The sequence below is a fragment of the Micromonospora sp. NPDC003816 genome (genome assembly GCF_042874705.1).
GTDB lineage: Bacteria > Actinomycetota > Actinomycetes > Mycobacteriales > Micromonosporaceae > Micromonospora.
Map to the genome: position 1 here is coordinate 1001155 of NZ_JBIANP010000003.1, position 21817 is coordinate 1022971.

18 protein-coding genes and 1 pseudogene are annotated in these 21817 nt (G+C 72.7%); 17 read left to right on the plus strand and 2 right to left on the minus strand.

All coding sequences use genetic code 11. From position 1 onward, the window contains the following. Window positions 1-39: 39 nt before the first annotated feature. The 4 genes from aspS (at window position 40) to ACFYTT_RS15405 (ending at window position 4039) form a co-directional block, all read left to right on the plus strand. Window positions 40-1845, plus strand: a complete 1806-nt coding sequence (gene aspS, locus ACFYTT_RS15390; RefSeq protein ID WP_387259639.1) for an aspartate--tRNA ligase — start codon at window positions 40-42, stop codon at window positions 1843-1845. Window positions 1846-1855: 10 nt separating this feature from the next. Further along, the gene (locus ACFYTT_RS15395) at window positions 1856-2062 is read left to right on the plus strand and encodes a hypothetical protein (RefSeq protein WP_387259641.1); all 207 of its coding nucleotides are present in this window, start codon (window positions 1856-1858) and stop codon (window positions 2060-2062) included. Window positions 2063-2150: 88 nt separating this feature from the next. Next, window positions 2151-2744 (plus strand): helix-turn-helix domain-containing protein, encoded by a 594-nt coding sequence (locus ACFYTT_RS15400; RefSeq protein WP_176093293.1) that lies wholly within the window; start codon window positions 2151-2153, stop codon window positions 2742-2744. Then, window positions 2741-4039, plus strand: coding sequence for an MFS transporter (locus tag ACFYTT_RS15405; protein WP_387259644.1), 1299 nt, complete (start codon window positions 2741-2743; stop codon window positions 4037-4039). Before ACFYTT_RS15400 ends, ACFYTT_RS15405 begins: the two co-directional genes overlap by 4 nt. On the opposite strand, the gene ACFYTT_RS15410 is transcribed toward ACFYTT_RS15405, so the two are convergent. After that, window positions 3946-4737 (minus strand): GNAT family N-acetyltransferase, encoded by a 792-nt coding sequence (locus ACFYTT_RS15410; protein ID WP_387259646.1) that lies wholly within the window; start codon window positions 4735-4737, stop codon window positions 3946-3948. The two genes, ACFYTT_RS15405 and ACFYTT_RS15410, sit on opposite strands and share 94 nt — an antisense overlap. A gap of 118 nt (window positions 4738-4855) precedes the next feature. On the opposite strand from ACFYTT_RS15410, the gene ACFYTT_RS15415 reads away from it, so the two are divergent. Continuing rightward, entirely contained in the window at window positions 4856-5065 is a 210-nt protein-coding gene (locus tag ACFYTT_RS15415; protein WP_176093296.1) for a hypothetical protein, read from the plus strand. A gap of 75 nt (window positions 5066-5140) precedes the next feature. Further along, window positions 5141-6679, plus strand: a complete 1539-nt coding sequence (locus ACFYTT_RS15420; RefSeq protein WP_387259648.1) for a replication-associated recombination protein A — start codon at window positions 5141-5143, stop codon at window positions 6677-6679. Window positions 6680-6907: 228 nt separating this feature from the next. On the opposite strand, the gene ACFYTT_RS15425 is transcribed toward ACFYTT_RS15420, so the two are convergent. Then, on the minus strand, window positions 6908-7105 hold the full coding sequence (locus ACFYTT_RS15425; RefSeq protein ID WP_387259651.1) for a hypothetical protein: 198 nt from the start codon (window positions 7103-7105) through the stop codon (window positions 6908-6910). Window positions 7106-9951: 2846 nt separating this feature from the next. On the opposite strand from ACFYTT_RS15425, the gene ACFYTT_RS15430 reads away from it, so the two are divergent. From ACFYTT_RS15430 to ACFYTT_RS15480, 11 genes and pseudogenes are all read left to right on the plus strand, one after another. Continuing rightward, on the plus strand, window positions 9952-10608 hold the full coding sequence (locus tag ACFYTT_RS15430) for a hypothetical protein (RefSeq protein WP_131055270.1): 657 nt from the start codon (window positions 9952-9954) through the stop codon (window positions 10606-10608). Window positions 10609-10757: 149 nt separating this feature from the next. Continuing rightward, a complete protein-coding gene (locus ACFYTT_RS15435) occupies window positions 10758-11219 on the plus strand; it encodes a DUF948 domain-containing protein (RefSeq protein WP_131055269.1) in 462 nt (153 codons plus the stop codon). A gap of 20 nt (window positions 11220-11239) precedes the next feature. Then, on the plus strand, window positions 11240-11545 hold the full coding sequence (locus ACFYTT_RS15440; RefSeq protein ID WP_131055267.1) for a hypothetical protein: 306 nt from the start codon (window positions 11240-11242) through the stop codon (window positions 11543-11545). Beyond that, entirely contained in the window at window positions 11542-14220 is a 2679-nt protein-coding gene (gene alaS / locus ACFYTT_RS15445) for an alanine--tRNA ligase (RefSeq protein WP_131055265.1), read from the plus strand. Before ACFYTT_RS15440 ends, alaS begins: the two co-directional genes overlap by 4 nt. Window positions 14221-14293: 73 nt before the next feature. Further along, entirely contained in the window at window positions 14294-14755 is a 462-nt protein-coding gene (gene ruvX / locus ACFYTT_RS15450; RefSeq protein WP_176093299.1) for a Holliday junction resolvase RuvX, read from the plus strand. Then, window positions 14752-15948 carry an endolytic transglycosylase MltG gene (gene mltG, locus ACFYTT_RS15455; RefSeq protein WP_357219150.1) on the plus strand — a complete coding sequence of 399 codons (1197 nt, stop codon included), beginning with the start codon at window positions 14752-14754 and terminating at the stop codon, window positions 15946-15948. The genes ruvX and mltG overlap by 4 nt, the downstream gene beginning before the upstream one ends. After that, the gene (locus tag ACFYTT_RS15460) at window positions 15945-16799 is read left to right on the plus strand and encodes a shikimate dehydrogenase (RefSeq protein WP_387259656.1); all 855 of its coding nucleotides are present in this window, start codon (window positions 15945-15947) and stop codon (window positions 16797-16799) included. The genes mltG and ACFYTT_RS15460 overlap by 4 nt, the downstream gene beginning before the upstream one ends. A gap of 292 nt (window positions 16800-17091) precedes the next feature. Then, window positions 17092-17271, plus strand: a pseudogene (locus ACFYTT_RS15465) (Scr1 family TA system antitoxin-like transcriptional regulator); the annotation flags it as partial. Then, window positions 17268-17459 (plus strand): DUF397 domain-containing protein, encoded by a 192-nt coding sequence (locus ACFYTT_RS15470; protein WP_387259800.1) that lies wholly within the window; start codon window positions 17268-17270, stop codon window positions 17457-17459. The pseudogene ACFYTT_RS15465 and the gene ACFYTT_RS15470, both read left to right, overlap by 4 nt. A 405-nt stretch (window positions 17460-17864) precedes the next feature. Beyond that, a complete protein-coding gene (locus ACFYTT_RS15475) occupies window positions 17865-19574 on the plus strand; it encodes a glycosyl hydrolase (RefSeq protein WP_387259659.1) in 1710 nt (569 codons plus the stop codon). 264 nt (window positions 19575-19838) lie between these two features. Further along, complete coding sequence (locus tag ACFYTT_RS15480; RefSeq protein WP_387259661.1) at window positions 19839-21740, plus strand: hypothetical protein; 1902 nt, start codon at window positions 19839-19841, stop codon at window positions 21738-21740. Window positions 21741-21817 lie beyond the last annotated feature (77 nt).

Consider the following 21817-nt stretch of genomic DNA (forward strand, 5'->3'; position numbering starts at 1 on the left):
GAGCAACGGACGTAGAGCCAGACGAGGGAGACGCACGTCGTGATCCGTACACATGACGCCGGCAGCCTGCGCGCGACGGACGCCGGCACCACGGTGACGCTCGCCGGGTGGGTGGCCCGCCGGCGCGACCACGGCGGTGTCATCTTCGTCGACCTGCGCGACGCATCCGGCGTGGTCCAGGTGGTCTTCCGCGAGGAGGACGCGCACGCGCTGCGCAACGAGTACTGCGTCAAGGTCGTCGGTGAGGTCACCCGTCGCCCGGTGGGCAACGAGAACCCGGAGCTGCCGACCGGCGAGATCGAGGTGACCGCCGCCGAGTTGGACGTGCTCTCCGAGGCCGCTCCGCTGCCGCTGCCGATCGACGACCAGGTGGTGGCCGGCGACGACGTCCGCCTCAAGTACCGCTATCTCGACCTGCGCCGGGGCGGCCCGGCCCGGGCGATGCGCCTGCGCTCGCGGGCCAACCAGCTCGCCCGTGGCGTGTTGCACGAGCGGGACTTCCTGGAGATCGAGACGCCGACGCTGACCCGGTCCACCCCGGAGGGCGCCCGCGACTTCCTGGTCCCGGTCCGCCTGCAACCCGGCAGCTGGTACGCGCTGCCGCAGTCCCCGCAGCTGTTCAAGCAGCTGCTCATGGTCGGCGGCATGGAGCGGTATTACCAGATCGCCCGCTGCTACCGCGACGAGGACTTCCGGGCCGACCGGCAGCCGGAGTTCACCCAGCTCGACATCGAGATGTCCTTCGTCACCGAGGAGGACGTGATCGACCTCGGTGAGGAGATCGCCGCCGCCCTCTGGTCGGACCTGGCCGGGTACGAGATCCCGCGCCCGATCCCTCGCATCACCTGGCACGACGCCATGGCCCGGTACGGCTCGGACAAGCCGGACCTGCGCTACGGCGTGGAGCTGACCGAGCTGACCGACTACCTGCGCGGCACCCAGTTCCGGGTCTTCGCCGGGGCGATCGACGCGGGCGGGTACGTCGGTGCGGTGGTGATGCCCGGCGGCGCCGGTCAGACCCGCAAGGAACTGGACGGCTGGCAGGACTGGGCCAAGGCGCGCGGTGCCAAGGGACTGGCGTACGTGGTGTTGGACGCCGAGACCGGCGAGCCGCGCGGGCCGGTGGCGAAGAACCTCTCCGCCGAGCACCTGGCCGGGCTGGCCGACGCCGTCGGCGCCAAGCCGGGCGACGCCGTCTTCTTCGCGGCCGGTCCGGAGGCCCGTGAGGCCCAGGAGCTGCTCGGCGCGGCCCGGATCGAGATCGCCAAGCGGGCCGGGCTGGTCGACGAGAGCGCCTGGGCGTTCTGCTGGGTGGTGGACGCGCCCATGTTCGAGAAGACGGACGACGGTGGCTGGACGGCCGTGCACCACCCGTTCACCTCGCCGAACGCCGAGTGGATGGACCGCTTCGAGGAGGCGCCGGACCGGGCGCTGGCCTACGCGTACGACATCGTCTGCAACGGCAACGAGATCGGCGGCGGCTCGATCCGTATCCACCGTCGTGAGGTGCAGCAGCGGGTCTTCGAGCTGCTCGGCATCACGCCGGAGGAGGCGCAGGACAAGTTCGGCTTCCTGCTGGAGGCGTTCAGCTACGGCCCGCCCCCGCACGGCGGCATCGCGTTCGGCTGGGACCGGGTCTGCATGCTGCTCGCCGGTGTCGACTCGATCCGCGAGGTCATCGCCTTCCCGAAGACGCGCGGCGGCTTCGACCCGCTGACCGGCGCACCCACCCCGATCACCGGGCAGCAGCGCGCCGAGGCCGGTATCGACGCCAAGCCGAAGCCGGCCCAGGTCCCGCACACCGGCACCGCCGGCCCGGCCGTCCCGGTCGCCGACCCCACCTGACCGACGCCGCGTGAGGTCGGCGAGCGACGCGCCCGCCGACCTCATGTCGCGTGGCGGGCCGTGGCCCGGCGGGAGGGCCTGGACCCGACCGGCCTGCACCACCACCGGGGTCACTGCCGGGGTGCTCCGTCCCGGCGAGGTGCGTCTGGACTCCCCGCGCGCCGCCACGCTCCTGCGGACGCGGTTGCGTGGCGTCACCGAGCTTCTCGCCGTCTGAGTCGAACCACGAACACCGCTCCGCCCGGGTGCACAGTTCTTATGCACAATACTTGTGCATAAGAACTGTGCACCGCTACGGTGTGGTCATGGGAGACGTGCAGAAGCCGGCACCGCGACGGGTGCGGATCGATCATCGGCAGGTCCGGGCGTTGGCGCACCCGCTGCGTAACCGGCTGCTCGGTGCGCTGCGGGTGAAGGGGGCGGCGACCGCCACCACCCTCGCCGAGCTGCTGGACACCAACACCGGCGCGACCAGTTACCACCTGCGCCAGTTGGCCGAGGTCGGGCTGGTCGTCGAGGAGACCGACCGCGGCGCCGGGCGGCAACGCTGGTGGCGGGCCGCGCACGACGTCACGAGCTTCGAGAGCACCGACTTCGACGACGATCCGGACGCGCGGGCCGCGATCGAGTGGATCCAGGCCGACCAGGTGCGCCTCTTCGTCGAGCACGCCGAGCGATGGTTCGCCGTACGCGACCAGTGGTCGCCGCAGTGGCGCGAAGCCTTCGGCATGAGCGACGTCTTCATGACCATCCCGGCGGCCCGGCTCAAGGAACTCCAGGCGGAGCTGTTGCAGATCCTCCAGCGCTACCACGCCGAGGCGGATCCCGATGCGCCCGGCGCCGAGCAGGTGCAGGTCGTCCTGGCCAGCCACCCGCTGCTGATGGGGGAGAAGCGGTGACGAGCGACCTGTCCGTGCTCCAGATCCGCCGTCGTTTCCTGGTCCTGCACGGGCTCCGGTGGTTACCGGTCGGTCTGATGATCCCGGTGACCATCCTGCTGATGCAGGAGCGGGGCCTGACCCTGACCCAGATCGGCCTGGCCGTCGGCGCGCAGGGGGTGGTGGTGCTCGCCCTGGAGCTGCCGACCGGCGGGTTCGCCGATGCGCTGGGCAGCCGGCCGGTGCTGGTGGTGGCGAACGTGGTCGGCCTGGTGTCGCTGGCCCTGCTGGTGGTCGCCGACTCCTTCGCCCTGCTGGCCGCCGTCTGGGCGTTGCAGGGCGTGTTCCGAGCCCTGGACAGCGGGCCGTTGGAGTCCTGGTACGTCAACAGCACGCTCGCCGCCGACCCGGACGCCGCGTACGAGAAGGGGCTCGGTCAGGGTGGCGCGGTCCTCGGCCTGTCGATGGCGGCCGGTGCGCTGCTCAGCGGCGGGCTGGTGGCGCTGGGGCCGGTGGGTCCGGTCAGCGCGCTCACCACGCCGATCGTGATCGCGGTCCTGTTGCAGGCCGTCGCGCTGGTGGCGTTGCTGGCGCTGCTGGTGGAGCAGCGCCCGGCGGCGGGCGCGGGTGCGCTGCGGTCCTCGGTCCGCGCGGCGCCGCGGATGGTGGGCGAGGCGTTCGGCCTGCTGCGTCGGTCCCGGGTGCTGCTCGCGTTGGTCGCGGTCGAGCTGTTCTGGGGCTTCGGCATGATGACCTTCGAGGGCCTGCTGCCGGTGCGGCTGGCCGAGGTGGTGGGCGACCCGGACCGGGCCGCCGCCCTGCTCGGTCCGGCCAACACCGTGGCCTGGCTGGCGTCGGCCGGCGGTGCGGCGCTCACCCCGCTGCTGATCCGTCGGCTGGGGGCCGCACCCGGTGCCGCCCTGCTGCGGATCGTGCAGGGCGTCACGGTCGTCGGCATGGCCCTGCTGGCCGGTCCGGTCGGCGTGCTGATCGCGTTCATCGCCTGCTACGCCGTGCACGGCGCGTCCAATCCGCTGCACATGGGACTGCTGCACCGGCAGGTGGACGGTCCCTACCGCAACAGCGTGATCTCGGTGAACTCGATGGTGGCCATGCCGGCGGGAGCGTTGGGCGGGGTGGTGCTCGGCTTCGTCGGCGACCGGGCCGGGGTGGGCACGGCGATGCTGGTCGGCGCGGTGGTGCTGGCCGTGGCCGCGCCGCTCTACCTGCCGGCCTGGCGGGCTGCCCGCGCGTCCGGCGGGGCGTCCGCCGGTGCGGGGAGACGGACCGAGGTGAGCGGGAAGGCGCCGGTGTAGCCGAGCCGCCGGTACAACCGGATCGCGCCGGTGTTGTCCGGGTAGACGCCGAGCGCCACCATGTCGTATCGCCGGGACAACGCCCGGGTCATGCCGGCGGTCAGCGCCGCGCCCAGCCCCTGGTTGCGGTGTGTCGGGCAGACGACCAGCCCGGCGAGGAAACCGACCTCGTCCCGGGTCCGGTCGGCCCCGGCGGCGATCAACCGGTCGCCGTCGCGGATGCCGTACCAGTCGACGATCCGGGGATCGCCCGGCCGCGCCGTACTGGTGGGGAACGCCGCGTCGATCAGCGCGGTCAGCGCCGGATGGTCCGCCGCGTCCAGGCGGACCACGTGTTCCTCACCGGGCTGCGGCGGCGGCGCGCCGGTCGTCCAGAGAAAGTCCCAGTCCCGGTACGCCGCCACGACCGCACCGGCGCGGTCGGTGGCCGGATCCCGCCGGGGCAGGTGCACCCACTGGCCCGGGTCGAGCGTCCGCTCCTCGGCCAGCGCGGCGACCAGCGTGACAGCCGCGTCCGGCGGCCCCACGGCGGCGCAGACCGTCGACTGTGGCGACGACAGCAGCCAGCACACCGCCCCCTCGTGTCGCCAGCCGCGCACCGGGGCGTGGCGCGGCACCGTGTGCCGGAAGAAGGGGTGGTGGTCCACGGCGGCCAGGATCGCCTCCCGGCCCACCAGCGCCTCCGCAGGGATGATCACCGCAACAGCCTAGGTGGGGCCGCTGCGGGGCGGCTCGCATCCAGGGTGGAGATTGGCGAGCCGACCGATCGGGTACATCCCGCGCCGAACCTACTGGAACCCCCACCGGAGGAACGACATGCTCGCCATCGCCGCCGCTGCGGTCTTCGGCTTCGCCCTGTTGCTCGACCTGCTCGACACCGACCTCGGCGCACCGGACCTGTTCAACTGGAACACGCTGGTGCTGATCGGCCTGCTGCTGCTGGCCCTCTTCCTGGCCGGCGTCGGCCGGGGCGGCGGTGGCGGTGGCGGCCGCTGGTACCGTGGCCGCCGGCCGGGGCGCGGCTGACCGAGAACGATCACCCCGGGCTCGACCGGCAGCGCGATTCCGGCGTTGTCGGTCGAGCCCGGTACTGTTCTCGTGATGGAGTCCGACGCCCTGTTCACCCTCAGTGAACCCACGGCAGCACCCGGTGCGCCGACGGGTTCCGGCGGCGTCGGCGGCTTCACTCCGGCCGGTCCGGACGCGCCGCTTCCGGTCCGGATGCGCCCGGCCACCCTGGACGAACTCGTCGGTCAGGACCACCTGCTCGCCCCGGGAGCGCCCCTGCGGCAACTCGTCGCCGGCAACGCGCCGATGTCGGTCATCCTCTGGGGCCCGCCGGGCAGCGGCAAGACGACCATCGCTCACCTGGTGGCCGCCGCCACCGACCGGCGGTTCGTGGCCATGTCGGCGCTCTCGGCCGGAGTCAAGGACGTCCGGGCCGTGATCGACACCGCCCGGCGGCAGCGGCGCACCGGTGGCCCGCCGACCGTCCTCTTCATCGACGAGGTGCACCGGTTCAGCAAGACCCAGCAGGACTCCCTGCTCGCCGCCGTCGAGGACCGTACGATCACGCTGCTCGCCGCCACCACGGAGAACCCGTACTTCTCGGTCATCTCGCCACTGTTGTCGCGGTGCGTGCTGCTCACCCTTCAGCCTCTCGACGACGCGGCGGTCCGCGCGCTGCTGCGCCGGGCCCTGACCGACGAGCGTGGTCTGGGCGGCGCGCTCGTCTGCGAGCCCGAGGCGGAGGACCACCTGGTCCGGTTGGCCGGTGGGGACGTCCGCAAGGCGCTGACCGCGCTGGAGGCGGCAGCCGGGTCGGCGACCGCGCTGGGCACCGGCCGGATCGACCTGGCCACCGCCGAGCGGGCGGTGGACACCGCAGCCGTGCGGTACGACCGGGCCGGTGACGCCCACTACGACGTGACCAGCGCGTTCATCAAGAGCATGCGCGGGTCGGACGTGGACGCCGCGCTGCACTGGCTGGCCCGGATGCTGGTCGCCGGTGAGGACGCCCGGTTCATCGCCCGACGGCTGGTCATCTTCGCCAGCGAGGACGTCGGCATGGCCGATCCCGGTGCGCTGGGCGTCGCCACCGCGGCCGCGCACGCCGTCGAGTACGTCGGCCTGCCAGAGGTCCAGCTCAACCTCGCCCAGGCGGTGATCCACCTGGCCACCGCCCCCAAGTCGAACTCGGCCACCGCCGCGATCGGCGCGGCGATCGCCGACGTCCGGGCCGGTCGGGGTGGCCCGGTCCCGCGCGGACTGCGTGACGGCCACTACGCCGGCGCCCGAGGGCTCGGCCACGGCATCGGGTACCGCTACCCGCACGACGACCAGCGGGGCGTGCTCACCCAGCAGTACGTGCCGGACGACCTGGTCGGCACCGACTACTACCAGCCGAGCCACCACGGTGCGGAACGATCGGTGGCCACGCGGCTGCCGCTGCTGCGCCGGATCGTCCGCGGGCTGCCCGCGCCCGCCCGCGTACCGGCGGAGAGCACGGGTGACCGGGCGGCGCCGACGGACCGGGCCGAGACGCCGCCGTCCGGAGTCGACGGCGGCCCGTCCACGGGCACGGACGCCCACGCGGCGGATGAGGTCGGCCGCAGCGCCGACGGGAAGGGTCAACAGTGAAATCGTCGGAGCGACCGGAGGACGGCCAGGAGGAGCGGCGTCCCAAGGGCCGCCGCTGGGGCCGGAGCAAACCCGAGGCCGCCCCGGAGGACCCGGGCCCCGGTGAGGACTTCGGCTGGATCGACGACCTGCGCTCGGCGAAGCAGCAGCGCGGCGAACTCGGCCCGGACGGGGCCGCCCCGCCTCCGGACGGCCCCGGCGCCCGCCCCGGCCCGCCGGCACCGCCGGTCACCGACCGTCCCGGCCAGGTACCTCCGGTCCGTCCGGGGCAGCCGCCCGCCGGACGCCCGGCGTCACCGGCCGGGTCCGTTGCGCCGCCGCCTCCCGGATCCGTCCCGCCACCTCCCGGAGCAGTCCCGCCGCCGCCCGGCGGCCGGGCCCCGATGCCGCCCGGACCCGGCGCACCGGATCCGTCCGCCGGTCCACCGGCTGCTCCGCCCCGCCGGCTCCCGACCGAGACACCACGCTCCCGTCCGGTCGACGGGCCGTGGCCTGGCGCACCGGCCCCCCGGCCGCCCGCCGGTCCGCCGCCTCACGCCGGTCCGCCCCCGGCTGGTCCGCCTCACGCCGGTCCGCCTCACGCCGGTCCGCCTCACGCCGGTCCGTCTCCGGCAGGTCCGCCTCACCCTGCTTCGCCCGCTAGCGGGCCCCGGCCGCCCGCCGCCGCGCCTCCGGCCTCCGGCCCCCGGCCACCCGCCGGACCTGGCGACCGGGCTCCAGGTCGGCCGCCGTTCGCTGGCGGTCCGTCGCCGACGGAACACGGCGACCGGGCCCCGGGCGGACCGCCGTTCGCGGCTGTCCCGCCGCCCGGCGGGCGGCGGGAAGCCGGCCCGACGGGCGAGCCGACCGGTGGCTGGTCGCCCGTCGAGGCGGGCGGTCCGCCCGGTTGGCGTGGGCGTCCCGGACCCGCCGAGCCGCCCTCGGGTGCGCCGGGCGGTCCCACCTCCGCGATGCCGTCCGGCCCGGTCCCTGGCACGCCGACCGGCCCGGTCCCGGGTGCGCCGACCGGGCCCGAGTCCGGTGGCCCGGCCGGCCCCGCCCCGCATCAGCCCGCTCCACGGCGGAACCCCTCCGGGCGGCCCAGCGGGATTCCGGCCAGCGCGCGCCGGACCGTCCCGCGCGGTCCGGCCCGGGGCACGCCGCCGGATCCGGGCGCTGGTCCGCGTACCGCTGACCGCACCGACCCCGACGTGACCGCCGGCGGCCGGAGCGGAGGCCTCGGTGGCCCCGCCGTCGGTGGTGGGCCCTCCGCCGAGCCGGCGGGAGGCCGCCGGGGTGGACGGCGCCGCGCCGCCGAGCCCGAGGAAGAGCAACCGATCGTCCCGCTGTCCGGCAACGCGCCGGAGATCCCCGGCGTGCCGTCCGGCGACCCGTCGGCGATTCCTGTCGCCCCGCCGGAGGCCCGCACCGCTACTCCGGCAGGCACCGACAGTTCGTTCCGGGGCCGCCGCGCCGCGCCGGAGGAACCGGCGACGCCACCGGCCGCGCACCGGACCGACGAGCAGACCGAGACACCGGTACGGGGCCGCCGCGCGGCCGACGTCCAGGAGACGCCGCCCCAGAGGCGGCGAGCCGCCGACGATTCCGGGCGCGCTCCCGCCCCGGGCGACACCGGCGAACGACCGTTCGCGGCCCGGCCGGGTGACACGGGTGGGCGTCCCTTCGCGTCGCGGTCCGGCGACACCGGTGAGCGGCCCTTCGCCTCGCGGCCCGCTGACACCGGTGAGCGTCCCTTCGTGTCCCGGCCGGGTGACACGGGTGAGCGTCCCTCGGCGTCGCGGCCGGGTGACACGGGTGAGCGTCCGTACGTGTCACGGCCCGGTGACACCGGTGAGCGGCCGTTCGCGGCCCGGCCGGGTGACGGTCGGGCCGGGCGTCCGGAACGGCCGGCCGACTGGCTGCGGCAGGCCGGGCGGGGACACCACACCGATCCGGCACTGCCGACGGTCAAGAGACGGCCCGGTACCCCGCCCGGCGGTCCGGCCGGGCACTCGGGCGGTACCCCGTCCGGCGGTACGGCGATGCTCGGTGGTCGTCGTGACCCGGACGGCCCCTCGCGCGCGATGCCGGACGACCAGACGGAACCGGGCGGGATCCCGGGCTGGCCCGCCGCGGCCATTCCCGGAGCCGGCAACGCCGCGCCGGTACGCCCCGGTGGTGCGCGCCCCGACGGACCGCCGACGGACGGGCCACCGACCGACCGTGGTCGGCCCGACGGGTCGCCGGCCGAGCACGGCCGCCCCGACGCACCGCGCGCCGGTCGTGGTCGCCCCGACGGCACGTCGGTGGATCGTGGTCGCCCTGACCGAGCGCCGGTGGATCGTGGTCGGCCCGACGGGCCACCGGTCGGGCGGGGCCGGGCCGAACCGCCCGGTGGAGCCGGACCGGCCGGGCCCGGGGCAGTCCCCGGCCGATCCGGACCCGAGGCGTCCACGGGCCGCGCCCGACCGATCGGTCACCCGGACGGCGGTCCGGGTGGGTCCCCGCGTGGCACCGCTCCGACGGACGGCATGCCCCCCGGGCCGCCGAGGGGCAGCGCACGCCCCGACGCCGGTCCTGCGGCGCGTGGACCGCTGTCCCCGGACGCCACCGCGGCGCGTGGACCGGTGTCGCCGGACGGCGGGCCGCCGCGTGGTGCCGTACCCCCCGACGCCGGCTCTGCGCCGCGCGGACCGGTGCCTCCGGACGCTGGGCCGCCGCGTGGCGCGACGGGCCCCGAGACGATGGCGGCAGGTCCCGGCGCGGGACCGGGCCGTCCCGGCGGCATGCCACCGGGACCCGCGCGCGGTGCCGCCCGGCCCGCCGGCCCGCCCCACCCGGAGGGGGGACCGCGCCGCCCCGACGGCGGTCCGGCGCGCCCCGAGGGCGGTCCAGGTGGTGGGCCTGACGGTGGTCCCGGACGACCCGAGGGTGGCCACGGGCGTCCGGACGCCGGTCCGGTGTCCGGTGCTGCGCCCGGCCGTCCGTCGCCGCCCGCCGCAGGCCCCGGCGAACCGCCGGCCGCAGTGGCCCGCGCCACCGCGTCGGCCCCCCGCCCCGACGACCGGCCGGCCGGTCGGGCCACGCCGCCACAACGGGACCCGGCCCGCGAGCCGTCCGGTGCCGCACCGGTGCCCCCGCCGCCGCGTTCCGGGGAGGCGCCTGCGGTGGCCCGGGCCGCCGCCGTGGTGCCCTCCGCCGACCCGACCGGGCCCCGGCCCGCACCGGATCCGGCGCTACGGCGACCCGCCGACCCGGACGACGGGAACGGCGACCGGCCCGACGAGGAGGCACTGGAGGCCGACCCGGAGACGCGCCGTCAGGCCGGTGCCGGCCAGCGTCGCCGTACGCTGCTGCTGGCCCTGGTCGCCGTGCTCCTGCTCGGTGGTGTACCGGCCTTCTTCGGCGTGCAGGCGATGAACCGGGACCCGGTCTTCGTCTCGCTCGACGAGCTGGAGGTGCCGGAGTGGGCCGCGGCGCAGCCGGAGGACTTCACCAGCGGCAGTCGCTGGTGCCTGCTCGACTGTCGGCTGCGTGAGCGGACCGCCACCTCCGAGCGGTCGCCGGAGGAGACGGCCCAGGTGTACGAGGACGCGCTGAGCCGCGACGGCTGGCAGCCCTGGCAGCCCGCGTACTGCCCGGGGCAGGAGGAGAAGGGCAGCTACACCTGCTGGCGGCGCGACGAGTTGACGCTGGACCTGTGGGTCCGGGAGCCGACCTGCGTACCGCCGCCGGTGGACGGTGAGCCGGCGGTCGTGCCGTCGCCCGACCCGTCGACCGCAGCCGAGGAGTGCTCCGGTTCGTTGGTCTCGGTGAAGGTCCGCAATGCGATCGACGACGAGCGGACCAGGCCACAGCCGGACACCGATCCGTCACTGACCGGTGAGGATCCCTACCCGACGCTGACCGACGATCCGCTGGGCGAGTTGACGCCGTCACCACCGTCCTGAGCCGATTGTCATCACGGACGGTAGGGTCTGCATCTGGCGGCCCGCCCGCTGCCAGCAGGCGCGAGGCGGGCCACCGATGACGGCGTGGGCGAGAAGGTCGTACGTCTCGTGGGCCGTGGCGTCCCGGGACCGTGTTGAGGAGGACAGGCGTGGGCTTTTTGGAGGTCGCGGCGTTGATCGCGGCTATCGCGTTCGCGATGCTGGTGCTGATCCTGACGCTGCCCATCCTGCGGCTGCGGCACACCGTGGACGCGACCACCCAGATGATCAACGACCTCAACGACCGGACCGGGCCGTTGCTCGGTGACGTGAACACCACCGTGCGGAACGTCAACGTCACCCTCGAACAGGTGCAGACGTCGCTCGACGGGGTGAACCTCCAGCTCGCCAAGGTCGACACCATGACCAGTCACGCGCAGAACATCAGCGCCAACGTCGCCAACCTGGTCACCGTCGTCTCGGCCGCCGCCGCCAACCCGCTGGTCAAGGTGGCCGCCTTCGGCTACGGCGTGCGCAAGGCCGCCTCGGCCCGGCGCAGCGCCGAGACCGAGCGCGAGGTCCGCGACACCATCAAGTCCCAGCGGCGCGCCGCCCGGCGCGGCAACCGCTGACCGACGGCGGAGGTACGAGCATGAAGCGGCTGTTCTGGCTGGGCATCGGTCTGGCCGTCGGCGTGGTGGTGGTGCGCCAGGCGACCCGTGCCGCGCACGCCTACACTCCGGCGGGGATCGCCGACAACCTGTCACAATCCGCTGGCGGTCTCGTCGAGGAACTGCGTAGCTTCGTGGCGGACGTACGTGCCGGGATGGCCGAGCGGGAGCACGAGATCCACGAGGCGTTCGCCCAGGGCGAGGCGTTCGACGACCAGTTCGCCGACGTGCGCGACGAGCCGCGCATCGGTGACAGAGACATCTTTCCGGAGGAACCCCAGCGATGAAGACGGCGGAGATCAAGCGGCGGTATCTCGCCCACTTCGAGGCGAACGGCCACGCCGTGGTGCCGTCCGCTCCGCTGCCCGCCATCAACGATCCGAACCTGCTGTTCGTCAACGCCGGCATGGTGCAGTTCGTCCCGTACTTCCTCGGGCAGCAGACGCCGTCGTTCTCCCGGGCGGTGAGCGTGCAGAAGTGCATCCGCACGCCGGACATCGACGAGGTCGGCAAGACCAGCCGGCACGGCACGTTCTTCCAGATGAACGGCAACTTCTCCTTCGGCGACTACTTCAAGGACGGCGCGATCCCGTTCGCCTGGGACCTGGCCACGAAGCCGGTCGAGGCGGGCGGCTTCGGGCTGGACCCGGAGCGGGTCTGGGCGACGGTCTACCTGGACGACGACGAGGCGTACGACATCTGGCGGCGCGTCGGGGTACCGGTCGAGCGGATCGTGCGCCGGGGCAAGAAGGACAACTTCTGGTCGATGGGCATTCCCGGCCCGGCCGGCCCCTGCTCCGAGCTGTACTACGACCGTGGGCCGGAGTACGGCGCCGAGGGCGGCCCCGAGGTCGACGAGGACCGGTACCTGGAGTTCTGGAACCTCGTCTTCATGCAGTACGAGATCGCGGACGTGCTCGACAAGGAGCGGTTCCGGATCGTCGGTGAGCTGCCGAAGAAGAACATCGACACCGGCATGGGCCTGGAGCGGATGGCCTCCATCCTGCAGGGCGTCGACAACCTGTACGAGATCGACGAGGTCCGGCCGATCCTGGACCGGGCCGCCGAGCTGACCGGCAAGCGGTACGGGACGCACTCCGGGCACGCGGCGAACCAGTCGCACCCCGACGACGTCCGGCTGCGGGTGGTCGCCGACCACGTGCGTACCGCGTTGATGCTGATCGGTGACGGGGTGACCCCGTCCAACGAGGGCCGTGGCTACGTGCTGCGGCGGATCATGCGCCGGGCGATCCGCGCGGTGCGACTGCTGGGCTGGCAGGAGCGGGCGCTGCCCGAGCTGCTGCCGGTGGCCCGGGACTGCATGGCCCCGTCGTACCCGGAGCTGGCCGCCGACTTCGACCGGATCTCCGCGTACGCGTACGCGGAGGAGGACGCGTTCCTGGCGACCCTGCGGGCGGGCACCACGATCCTGGACACCGCGATCAGCGAGACGAAGTCGGCGGGCAGGCCGGCGCTCTCCGGGGACAAGGCGTTCCAGCTGCACGACACGTACGGCTTCCCGATCGACCTGACCCTGGAGATCGCGGCCGAGCAGGGCCTCCACGTCGACCAGGAGGGCTTCCGGCGGCTGATGGCCGACCAGCGGTCCCGCGCCAAGGCCGACGCGCAGGCCCGCAAGACCGGGCACACCGACCTGTCGGCGTACCGTTCGGTGCTCGACGCCGGTGGTCCGGTGACCTTCACCGGTTACACCGAGGTCTCCCGCGAGTCGACGGTGCGGGCGGTGCTCGGCACCGACGGGCCGCGCGCGGCGGCGGTCGAGGGTGACCTGGTCGAGCTGGTCCTGGACACCACGCCGTTCTACGCCGAGGGCGGCGGGCAGCAGCCCGACGTCGGCATGATCACCGTGGGCGGTGGGCAGGTCGAGGTCCTCGACGTGCAGCAGCCGGTGCCGGGGCTGATCGTGCACCGGGCCCGGGTGCTCCGGGGCGAGGTGCGGGCCGGCGAGACCGGGTACGCCGAGATCGACTCCAGCCGTCGGCGGGCCATCTCCCGGTCGCACACCGCGACCCACCTGGTGCACCAGACCATGCGTAACTTCCTCGGCGAGTCCGCCACCCAGGCGGGTTCGCTGAACGCCCCGGGTCGGCTGCGGTTCGACTTCAACACCGCGACCGGGGTGGCGCCGAGCGTGCTGCGGGACGTGGAGCAGCAGGTCAACGAGGTGCTCCTGGCGGACCTGGAGGTGCACGCCTTCGTCACCTCGCTGGAGGAGGCGCGGCGCATCGGCGCGATGGCGCTGTTCGGCGAGAAGTACGGCGACCAGGTCCGGGTGGTCGAGGTCGGTGACTACGCCCGCGAGCTGTGCGGCGGCACCCACGTGGCCCGCTCCGGCCAGCTCGGTCTGGTCAAGATCCTCTCGGAGTCGTCCATCGGTTCCGGCGTCCGCCGGGTCGAGGCGCTGGTCGGCATGGACGCGTTCAACTTCCTGGCCCGCGAGCACCTGCTGGTGGCCCGGCTCGCCGAGCTGTACAGGGTCCCCTCCGACCAGGTGGCGGACCGGGTCGAGCAGACCGTGACCCAGTTGCGCGACGCGGAGAAGGAGTTGGAGAAGCTGCGCGCCCAGCTCGTACTCGGCGGTGCGGCGGCCTTCGCCGCGCAGGCCCGGGACGTGCGCGGGGTGGCCTACGTCGGCATCGAGGCGCCCGAGGGGGCGGCCGGCAACGACGTCCGCACGCTGGCCCAGGAGATCCGGGGCCGGATCGACGCGGCCCGGCCGGGCGTGGTCGCGGTGGCGGCCCGCGCGAACGGCAAGGCGTCCCTGGTGGTGGCGGTGAACTCGGCCGCCCGCAGCCGTGGTGTCGCCGCGAACGATCTGGTCAAGGCGGCGTTCTCCGGGCGCGGCGGTGGTAGCCCGGATCTGGCCCAGGGGGGCGGCCTGCCCGAGTCGGAGGTCCCCAACCTCCTGCTCGCGGTGGAGAAGACGGTCGCCGAGGCGTGATTCCTCAGTACCTGACGGCAGGGCGGACCGGACCGGTCCGCCCTGCCGCCTATTCCGGGCGAGGTGACGAAGCGTGACCGGGTTGTCCCGCGGTGTGCGGTTGGGCGTGGACGTCGGACAGGTCCGGATCGGGGTCTCCCGGTCGGATCCGCACGGGGTTCTCGCCACCCCTCTGGTCACCCTCTCGCGGGATCAGAACCCCAGGTCAGACGCGGTGCCGACGGACCTCGTCCAGGTGGCCGCACTGGTCGCCGAACATGAGGCGGTCGAGGTGGTGGTGGGCCTACCGGTCAACCTGGCGGGTAAACACGGCCCCGCAGCGGAGCACGTGAAGGCGTACTCTCGACAACTGGCCGATGTGATAGCGCCTGTTCCGGTGACGCTGACTGACGAGAGGATGTCCACGGTCGTGGCCAGTCGTAGGCTTGCCGAGCGCGGTGTCCGGGGGAAGAAACAACGGGCGGTGGTCGACCAGGCCGCCGCGGTGGAGATTCTGCAGAGCTGGCTGGACGCGCAGCGGAGGCGGACCGAATGATGGACGATCTGGACCTCGGGTTCGACGAGCAGGACCGGGGGGACAAGGGCAAGCACCGGCGTGGCCGCAAGCGCGGCGGCCGGTCCGGTGGCGGCAAGGGCAAGACAGTGCTCGCCCTGCTGCTGGCGCTGGTGCTGCTCGGCGGCATCGGCGGCGGCGCCTTCTACGGCTTCGACCGGATCCAGAGCTACTTCGTCACACCGGACTTCGACGGCGACGGCACCGAGGACGTGACGATCCAGATCCCGCAGGGCGCGTTCCTCGCCGACATGGCCGTGGTGCTCCGCGACGCCGGCGTGATCAAGAGCACCAAGGCGTTCACCGAGGCGGCGCAGGAGAACTCCCGCAGCCGCAACATCCAGCCCGGCACGTACAAGCTGCGCAAGGAGATGAGCGGCGCGAACGCCCTGGCCGCGATGCTCGACCCGCAGAACCGGATCGTCAACGGGCTCACCATCCCCGAGGGGCGCACCGCAAAGAGCATCTTCAAGCTGCTCAGCGAGCAGACCGACATCCCGGTCAAGGAGTTCGAGGCCGCCGCGAAGGACCCGGAGAAGCTGGGCGTACCGGACTGGTGGTTCAAGCGGGAGGACGGCAAGAAGTCCGCCAAGTCCATCGAGGGCTTCCTCTTCCCGGACACCTACGAGATCCCGCCGAACGCCACCGCCGAGGCGATCCTGGGACAGATGGTCGACCACTTCCTCTCCGTCACCGGGCAGATGAACTTCGCCGACCGGGTGCAGAAGGAACGCGGCGGGATCAGCCCGTACGAGGCGTTGATCGTGGCGTCGCTGGCCCAGGCCGAGGCCGGCACCAAGAAGGACCTCGGTCGGGTCGCCCGGGTCGCCTACAACCGGGTCTACTCGGGCACGTTCGACTGCAGCTGCCTGGAGATGGACGTCACGGTCAACTACTACTTCGAGTCGATCGGGCAGGAGGGCAAGACCTCCGGCCAGATGACGCGGAGCGACCTCGACAACCCGAAGAACCCGTACAACCGCAAGCTTCCGGGCATGGTCCCGACGCCGATCAACAACCCGGGCAAGGAAGCGCTGGAAGGCGCGATGGACCCGCCGGCCGGCGACTGGCTCTTCTTCGTGGCGATCGACAAGGAAGGCAACTCCGCCTTCACCAAGGACTACAGCCAGCACGAGCGCAACATCGAGAAGGCCAAGGAGAACGGCGTCCTGTGACGGTGCTGCCACGGCGGGCGGCAGTGCTGGGCAAGCCCATCGCCCACTCGCTCTCCCCGGTGATCCACAACGCCGGCTACGCCGCCGCCGGGCTCACCGGCTGGTCGTACACCCGGATCGAGTGCGCGGCGGCGGAGCTGCCGGACCTGGTCGCCGGGCTGGGTTCGGAGTGGGCCGGGCTGTCGGTGACGATGCCCGGCAAGGAGGCGGCACTGACCGTCGCCGCCGAGGTCTCGCCGGTCGCCGCCGCCGTCGGCGCGGCCAACACGCTGGTACGCCGCCCCGACGGCACCTGGCACGCGGACAACACCGATGTCACCGGCATGGTCGACGTGCTGATGTCCGCAGGCGTGGGCGCGAGTGCCTCTGGCGTGGTGCCGTCCGTCATGGTGCTGGGTGCGGGTGGCACGGCGCGGGCGGCGCTGGCGGCGGCGGCCCGACTCGGCGCGACCGGCGTGACCGTGGTGGCCCGCCGCCCGGCGGCCGTCGACGAGTTGGCGCCCGTGGCGACCGCGCTGGGCCTGACGCTGACCGCCGCTTCATGGGCGGACGCGGCGGCGTTGGCCGATGTCGACCTGTTGATCTCCACGGTGCCGAAGGGCGCCGCCGACGAGCTTGCCGGTGTGGTGCGGTGGCGTTCCGCCACGGTGCTCTTCGACGCCATCTACGATCCGTGGCCGACGCCGCTGGCCGCGTCGGCCGCTGCCGCCGGCTGCCCGGTCGTCTCCGGCCTGGACCTGTTGTTGGCCCAGGCCGTCGGCCAGTTCGAACAGTTCACCGGCGTTCCCGCCCCCCGGGCCGCGATGACCGCCGCGCTGACCGCCGCTCGGGTCGCTGCTCAGGTCGACTGACCGCCGTGTGGTCGGCTTGGCCGTCGCGCGCTTACCGCATCTCGGGTCGACTGACCGCCGCCCGGGTCGCCGCCCGGGTCGCTGCTCGGGTCGACTGACCGCTCGATCCAGGATCGAGTGGCCTTCTTCCCCGCGCGAAGCCACTAAATCCTGGATCGAGTGCCTTCGCCGCCCGGGGTCGGGGCGTCCGGGGTGGGGACGTCGGGGGTGGGGGGATCGGGGTGGCGGCGTGGGGCTGCCCAGGCGAGGAACCGGGTGAAGAGGGTGGCCGGGTCGGGGCCGTCGTGCGGGTGCGACCGCCGGCGACGGCTCGGTGGTGGGACATCTCGATCATCAGGTGCGTGCGCAGGTGGTCAGCCAGACCGAGGATCTTGTCACGCTCCAGCGGACGTGGGAGGCGGTCCGGGGTGAGGCGCTCCCGCGCAGGCAGTCACTCGAATTGATCAAGGAAGCGGCGCAGACATGGACATGACCGGTGCCAGGTGGCGTACGTCGACCTATTCGGGCAGCAACGGCGGGTCGTGCGTGGAGGTCGCCGACAACCTCTCCGGCGTCGTGCTGGTCCGCGACACCATGGACCGGGACGGCGGCACCCTGCGGTTCGCGCCGGCCGCCTGGCAGTCGTTCGTCACGCTGGCGAAGCAGGCCGCCCCGAACTGAGCCGCACGTGCGGCACCGAAGGCCCCCGACCACGACGGGGGCCTTCGTCGTGCCCGTGCCGCTGAGTGTGTCCGTGCCGCTGAGTGTGTCCGTGCCGCTGGGTCGCGGCATCGCCCGGCGCGGACTTGCGCATCGGTCGTCACTGGGGTAGATCATCGATCCCGGCCCGGGTGTGGCACCGGTCCGGCGCTGAGATGTGTCCCCCGCTGCGGCGCTGACCTGCGGATCGGCCGGTGCTGAGTCGCCAGACTGCCGGTACGCTGCCGCAGCTCCGACCGGGCGCGGTGTCGCAGCGTCGGCTTAGGCGAACTTTAAGACGCGCTTAGGTTCCCCGGTCATTCACACGCTCTGTTGTGTACGCCGATACGCTCCACAGCGTTATCGCCGAATTCACAAGGAGTCTGAGTGACCAGGCGCGGACTGCACCGCCTCATCCGGCATCAGGGCCCCCGGCGCAAGGCCGTGGTGCTCGGTGTCCTCGGCACCACGGTCGTACTCGGCATCGGCGCGACCATGGTGCCCCTGATCGCCGACGACGACCTCTCCATTCCGGTGGTGTTCGACACCACCGCCACGAGCGTTCCGCAGGACGGCGACAACAGCGTCAAGACGACGTTGGCCACCTGCGCCGCCCCGTGTGACGGCAACCCCCGTGGGGACCGGCAGGCGGTCCTCGCCTTCTCGGTGACCTCACTTCCCGCGAACGCGACGAACATCCGGGCGACGTTGCGGGTGCACTCCTGGCAGGCGTTCGACGCGGCGGTGACCGCGCACGACTCCGGGCTCGACGCCCGGGCCGCCCGGCCGGCTCCCGGTCAGGTCGGTGCCGCCCTGGACGCGGTGTCCGGCGTCGGCAAGGGCTTCAACGAGTGGGACGTCTCCAAACTGGTGACCGGCAACGGCACCTGGACGGTGTCGCTGGCACAGGCCGGGCTGGGCAGCCGGATCTACTGGGCGTCGGGAGAGAACCGCAACCCGGACGTCCGTCCCCGCCTGGTGTTGCGCTACGACGCGGGTACGCGTCCGGCACCCGCACCGTCCAGCGTCTCGCCGACGCCCTCGGCCGCGTTGCCGACCCGTCCACCCGCCTCGCCGACCGTGTCGCCGAGCGTGAGCCCGAGCCCGGCCCGGCCCAGCCCGACGCCGACCAAGCCACCGGCGGACCCCGGTGCGTGCGGTCAGGTGTCGGCGAAGCTGGTGCCGTCCTGCGGTGCCTGGTGGGGGATGTACTCACCCTCCGGGGCGGGCAGCGGATGGGACCACGGTAAGGCGATCACCGACGTGGAGAAGCAGGTCGGGCGGACGTTCGACATCGTGCACCGCTACCACGACTTCTCCAACAGCGGCAGCAACGGTGCCTTCCCCGACGCGTACCAGCAGCAGCAGATGCGCGAGGGTCGGCTGATGTTCTTCGCCTGGGAGAGTCGCGTCTTCTCGTCCGGCACGGTGCTCACCTGGCGGGACGTCTACAGCGGCCGGTACGACCAGACGATCGACGACGTGGCCGGCCGGATCAAGGCGGCCGGGGTGCCGGTGTTCATGGGCTTCGACCACGAGCCGGAGGACGAGCCGGAGAAGGGCAGCGACGCCGAGTTCGTCCGTGCCTGGCGGTACGTGCACGACCGGTTCGCCGCGGCGCAGGTCCGTAACGCGGTGTGGGTTTGGACGATGATGGGCTGGTCCGGCCACTACAGCCGGTACGCCGGCCTGTACCCGGGTGACGCCTACGTCGACTGGGTGGCCTGGGACCCGTACAACTTCCACGTCTGCAACGGCAGTACGACCTGGAAGAGCCCGAGCACCACGATCGGTTCGTTCTACCGCTGGTTGGACGACACCGGGATCGGCAAGGGCAAGCCCCGGATGCTGGCCGAGTTCGGCACGAACTTCGACAGCGCCGACCCGAACGCCAAGCGGCGGTGGTTCGAGGAATTCCCGGCGGCGCTGAAGGCGCATCCGAAAATCAAGGCGGCGATCTACTTCAACTCTCCGGGGATGACGAAGACGACGAACGTCTGCAACATGACAATGAACCAGGACGCCAGCGCGGTGGCCGGATTCGCCGCCGCCGGACGCGACAGTTACCTTCGGCAACCCACCGGAGGCAACCGCTGACCTGAGGTAACCCGCGGGCGGTCCGGTGCCGAAGAGGTGCTGTCCGACATGCGACCGCCCGCGGTGTTGTCTGCAACTGGATGAACTGACCGCCCAATCGGCGGATGTCGCCTCCGGGGCGAACGGGAGAAGCTACGCAACGCACATTCCCGTCCACCCTGGAGGCGCAGCGTGCCCATAATCTCCTTCCCGTGGCGGAACACCCGCCGACAGCGCGTACGGGCAGGGGCTGTCGCACTAGCAACCGTCGCGGCCGTCCTGGCCGTGCCCAGCGCGACATCCGCCGCCGTGGTGCCGGTTCCCGAACCGGCGACTCTGGTGTCCGCGAACCCCGCCGACGAGACCCCGCACGCGCGGGACGGTGAGGCCCGTGCCTTCGCACAGGTCGGCAACACGGTGTTCGTGGGAGGAAGCTTCACCCAGATCCGGCAGACCGTCAGTACGCCGTGGATCACCCAGCGTTATCTCTTCGCCTACAACCGGACCACCGGGACGATCTCCACCGCCTTCCTGCCGGTGCTCGACGGGGCGGTCAACTCGCTCATCGCCGGTCCCGGCGGGACGCTGATCGTCGGCGGCGTCTTCAAGAACGTCAACGGGGTGGCCCGCCGCAACCTGGTGGCGCTCGACCCCTCCACCGGCATGATCATCGACAGCTGGGTGGGCCGGTCCGACGGTGGCACCGTGCGCGACCTGGTGCTGCACGGCAACTGGCTCTACGTGGCCGGGGCGTTCAACTGGCTCAACGGCACGGCGCACGCCGGGCTCGGGCGGCTGAACGCGACCACCGGTGCGATCGACCCGACCTTCAACATCAACACCTCGGTCGGTCGACACGACACGAGCATGTACGCGTGGGCCATCGACGTGTCGCCGGACGGCAACACGCTCGTGGTCGGCGGCAACTTCATGTTCGTCAACGACCTGCCGCGCAACCAGATCGCGCTGATCGACCTGACCGGTACGCCGAGCGTGATCGACTGGAGCAGCGAACGGTTCGTGGCGCCGTGCGCGGCACCCACCACCTTCGTGCACTACGTCCAGGATGTGCGTTTCGGTGGTGACGGCAGCTGGTTCGTCGTCGGCACCAACGGCGGCGCGGGCTGGCCGTCGGCGTACTGCGACGTGCTGGTGCGCTTCGAGACCGCCGCCCGGGGCAGCGGTCAGAACGCCACCTGGGCCAACTTCACGGGCAACGACACCATCACCTCGGTCGAGGTGGCCGACAACATCATCTACCTCGGCGGGCACTTCCGCTGGTTGAACAACCCGAACGCCAGCGACAAGGCGGGCAACGGCGCGATCGACCGGCTCGGCATCGGCGCGGTCAACTCGGCCACCGGCATGCCGGTGAACTGGAACCCGCGTCGCAGCGGCGGCTCGGCCCTGCCCTCGGGCGCCAGCTCGTGGGGCTCGACCGTGCCGGTCCTCTGGCGGGGTCCGGACGGCCTGTACTTCGGGCACAACTCCGACGGCATGGGCAACGAGTACCACGGCCGGCTGGGCATGTTCCCGGTCAGCGGTGGACGCACCATCACTCCGCGCAACCCTCCGACGGCCGCCAGCGGTCACCTCTACCTGAACGTCGGTAGCGGTTCGGTGGCGAAGGTGCCGTTCGACGGCAGCACCCTCGGCACCGTCACCACGGTGAGCCAGGCCAACTACACCGGTGCCGGGGCGACCTGGCGGGTGGACGACCGGATCTACTGGTCGCGGCTGGTCTCCGGTTCGCCGACCGGCAGTCGGATCGACATCTCGATGTTCAACGGCACCACCATCGGTGTGCCGTGGGAGGCGTCCGGCTACAACGACTGGTTCAACCCGGCGCAGCTGAACGGGGCGTTCTTCCTCGACGGGCGGCTCTACTACACCCGGACCGGGACGAACAACCTGTATTACCGGTTCTTCGAGATCGACGGCAACTACCTGGGTGCCACCGAGTTCACGGTGCCGACCACGGGCATCACCTGGTCGTCCGTACGCGGCATGGCCTGGGTGAACGGGAAGATCGTCTACGGGGCGACCGACGGGTCGCTGCGCAGCGTGCCCTTCGACCCGACCCTGGCCCCCGCTGCGGCGGCCACCGGTGCCGAGGCTACGGTGATCGCCACCGCTACCACGGAGCTCACCTGGTCGACGTCGTCGATGTTCTTCTCCGTGCAGTAGCGTTCACTGTTCGTAATGTAACCTCGGTAAATTGTTCACGTTGGGCCGGCGGCGGATCCACCGTCGCCGGCCCACGG

Bases quoted from the DNA above. Each gene is read 5' to 3' on its own strand.
- ACFYTT_RS15400 (WP_176093293.1), top strand. From the start codon at position 2,151: ATGGGAGACGTGCAGAAGCCGGCACCGCGACGGGTGCGGATCGATCAT.
- ACFYTT_RS15415 (WP_176093296.1), top strand. From the start codon at position 4,856: ATGCTCGCCATCGCCGCCGCTGCGGTCTTCGGCTTCGCCCTGTTGCTC.
- ACFYTT_RS15420 (WP_387259648.1), top strand. From the start codon at position 5,141: ATGGAGTCCGACGCCCTGTTCACCCTCAGTGAACCCACGGCAGCACCC.
- ACFYTT_RS15440 (WP_131055267.1), top strand. From the start codon at position 11,240: ATGAAGCGGCTGTTCTGGCTGGGCATCGGTCTGGCCGTCGGCGTGGTG.
- alaS (WP_131055265.1), top strand. From the start codon at position 11,542: ATGAAGACGGCGGAGATCAAGCGGCGGTATCTCGCCCACTTCGAGGCG.
- mltG (WP_357219150.1), top strand. From the start codon at position 14,752: ATGATGGACGATCTGGACCTCGGGTTCGACGAGCAGGACCGGGGGGAC.
- ACFYTT_RS15470 (WP_387259800.1), top strand. From the start codon at position 17,268: ATGACCGGTGCCAGGTGGCGTACGTCGACCTATTCGGGCAGCAACGGC.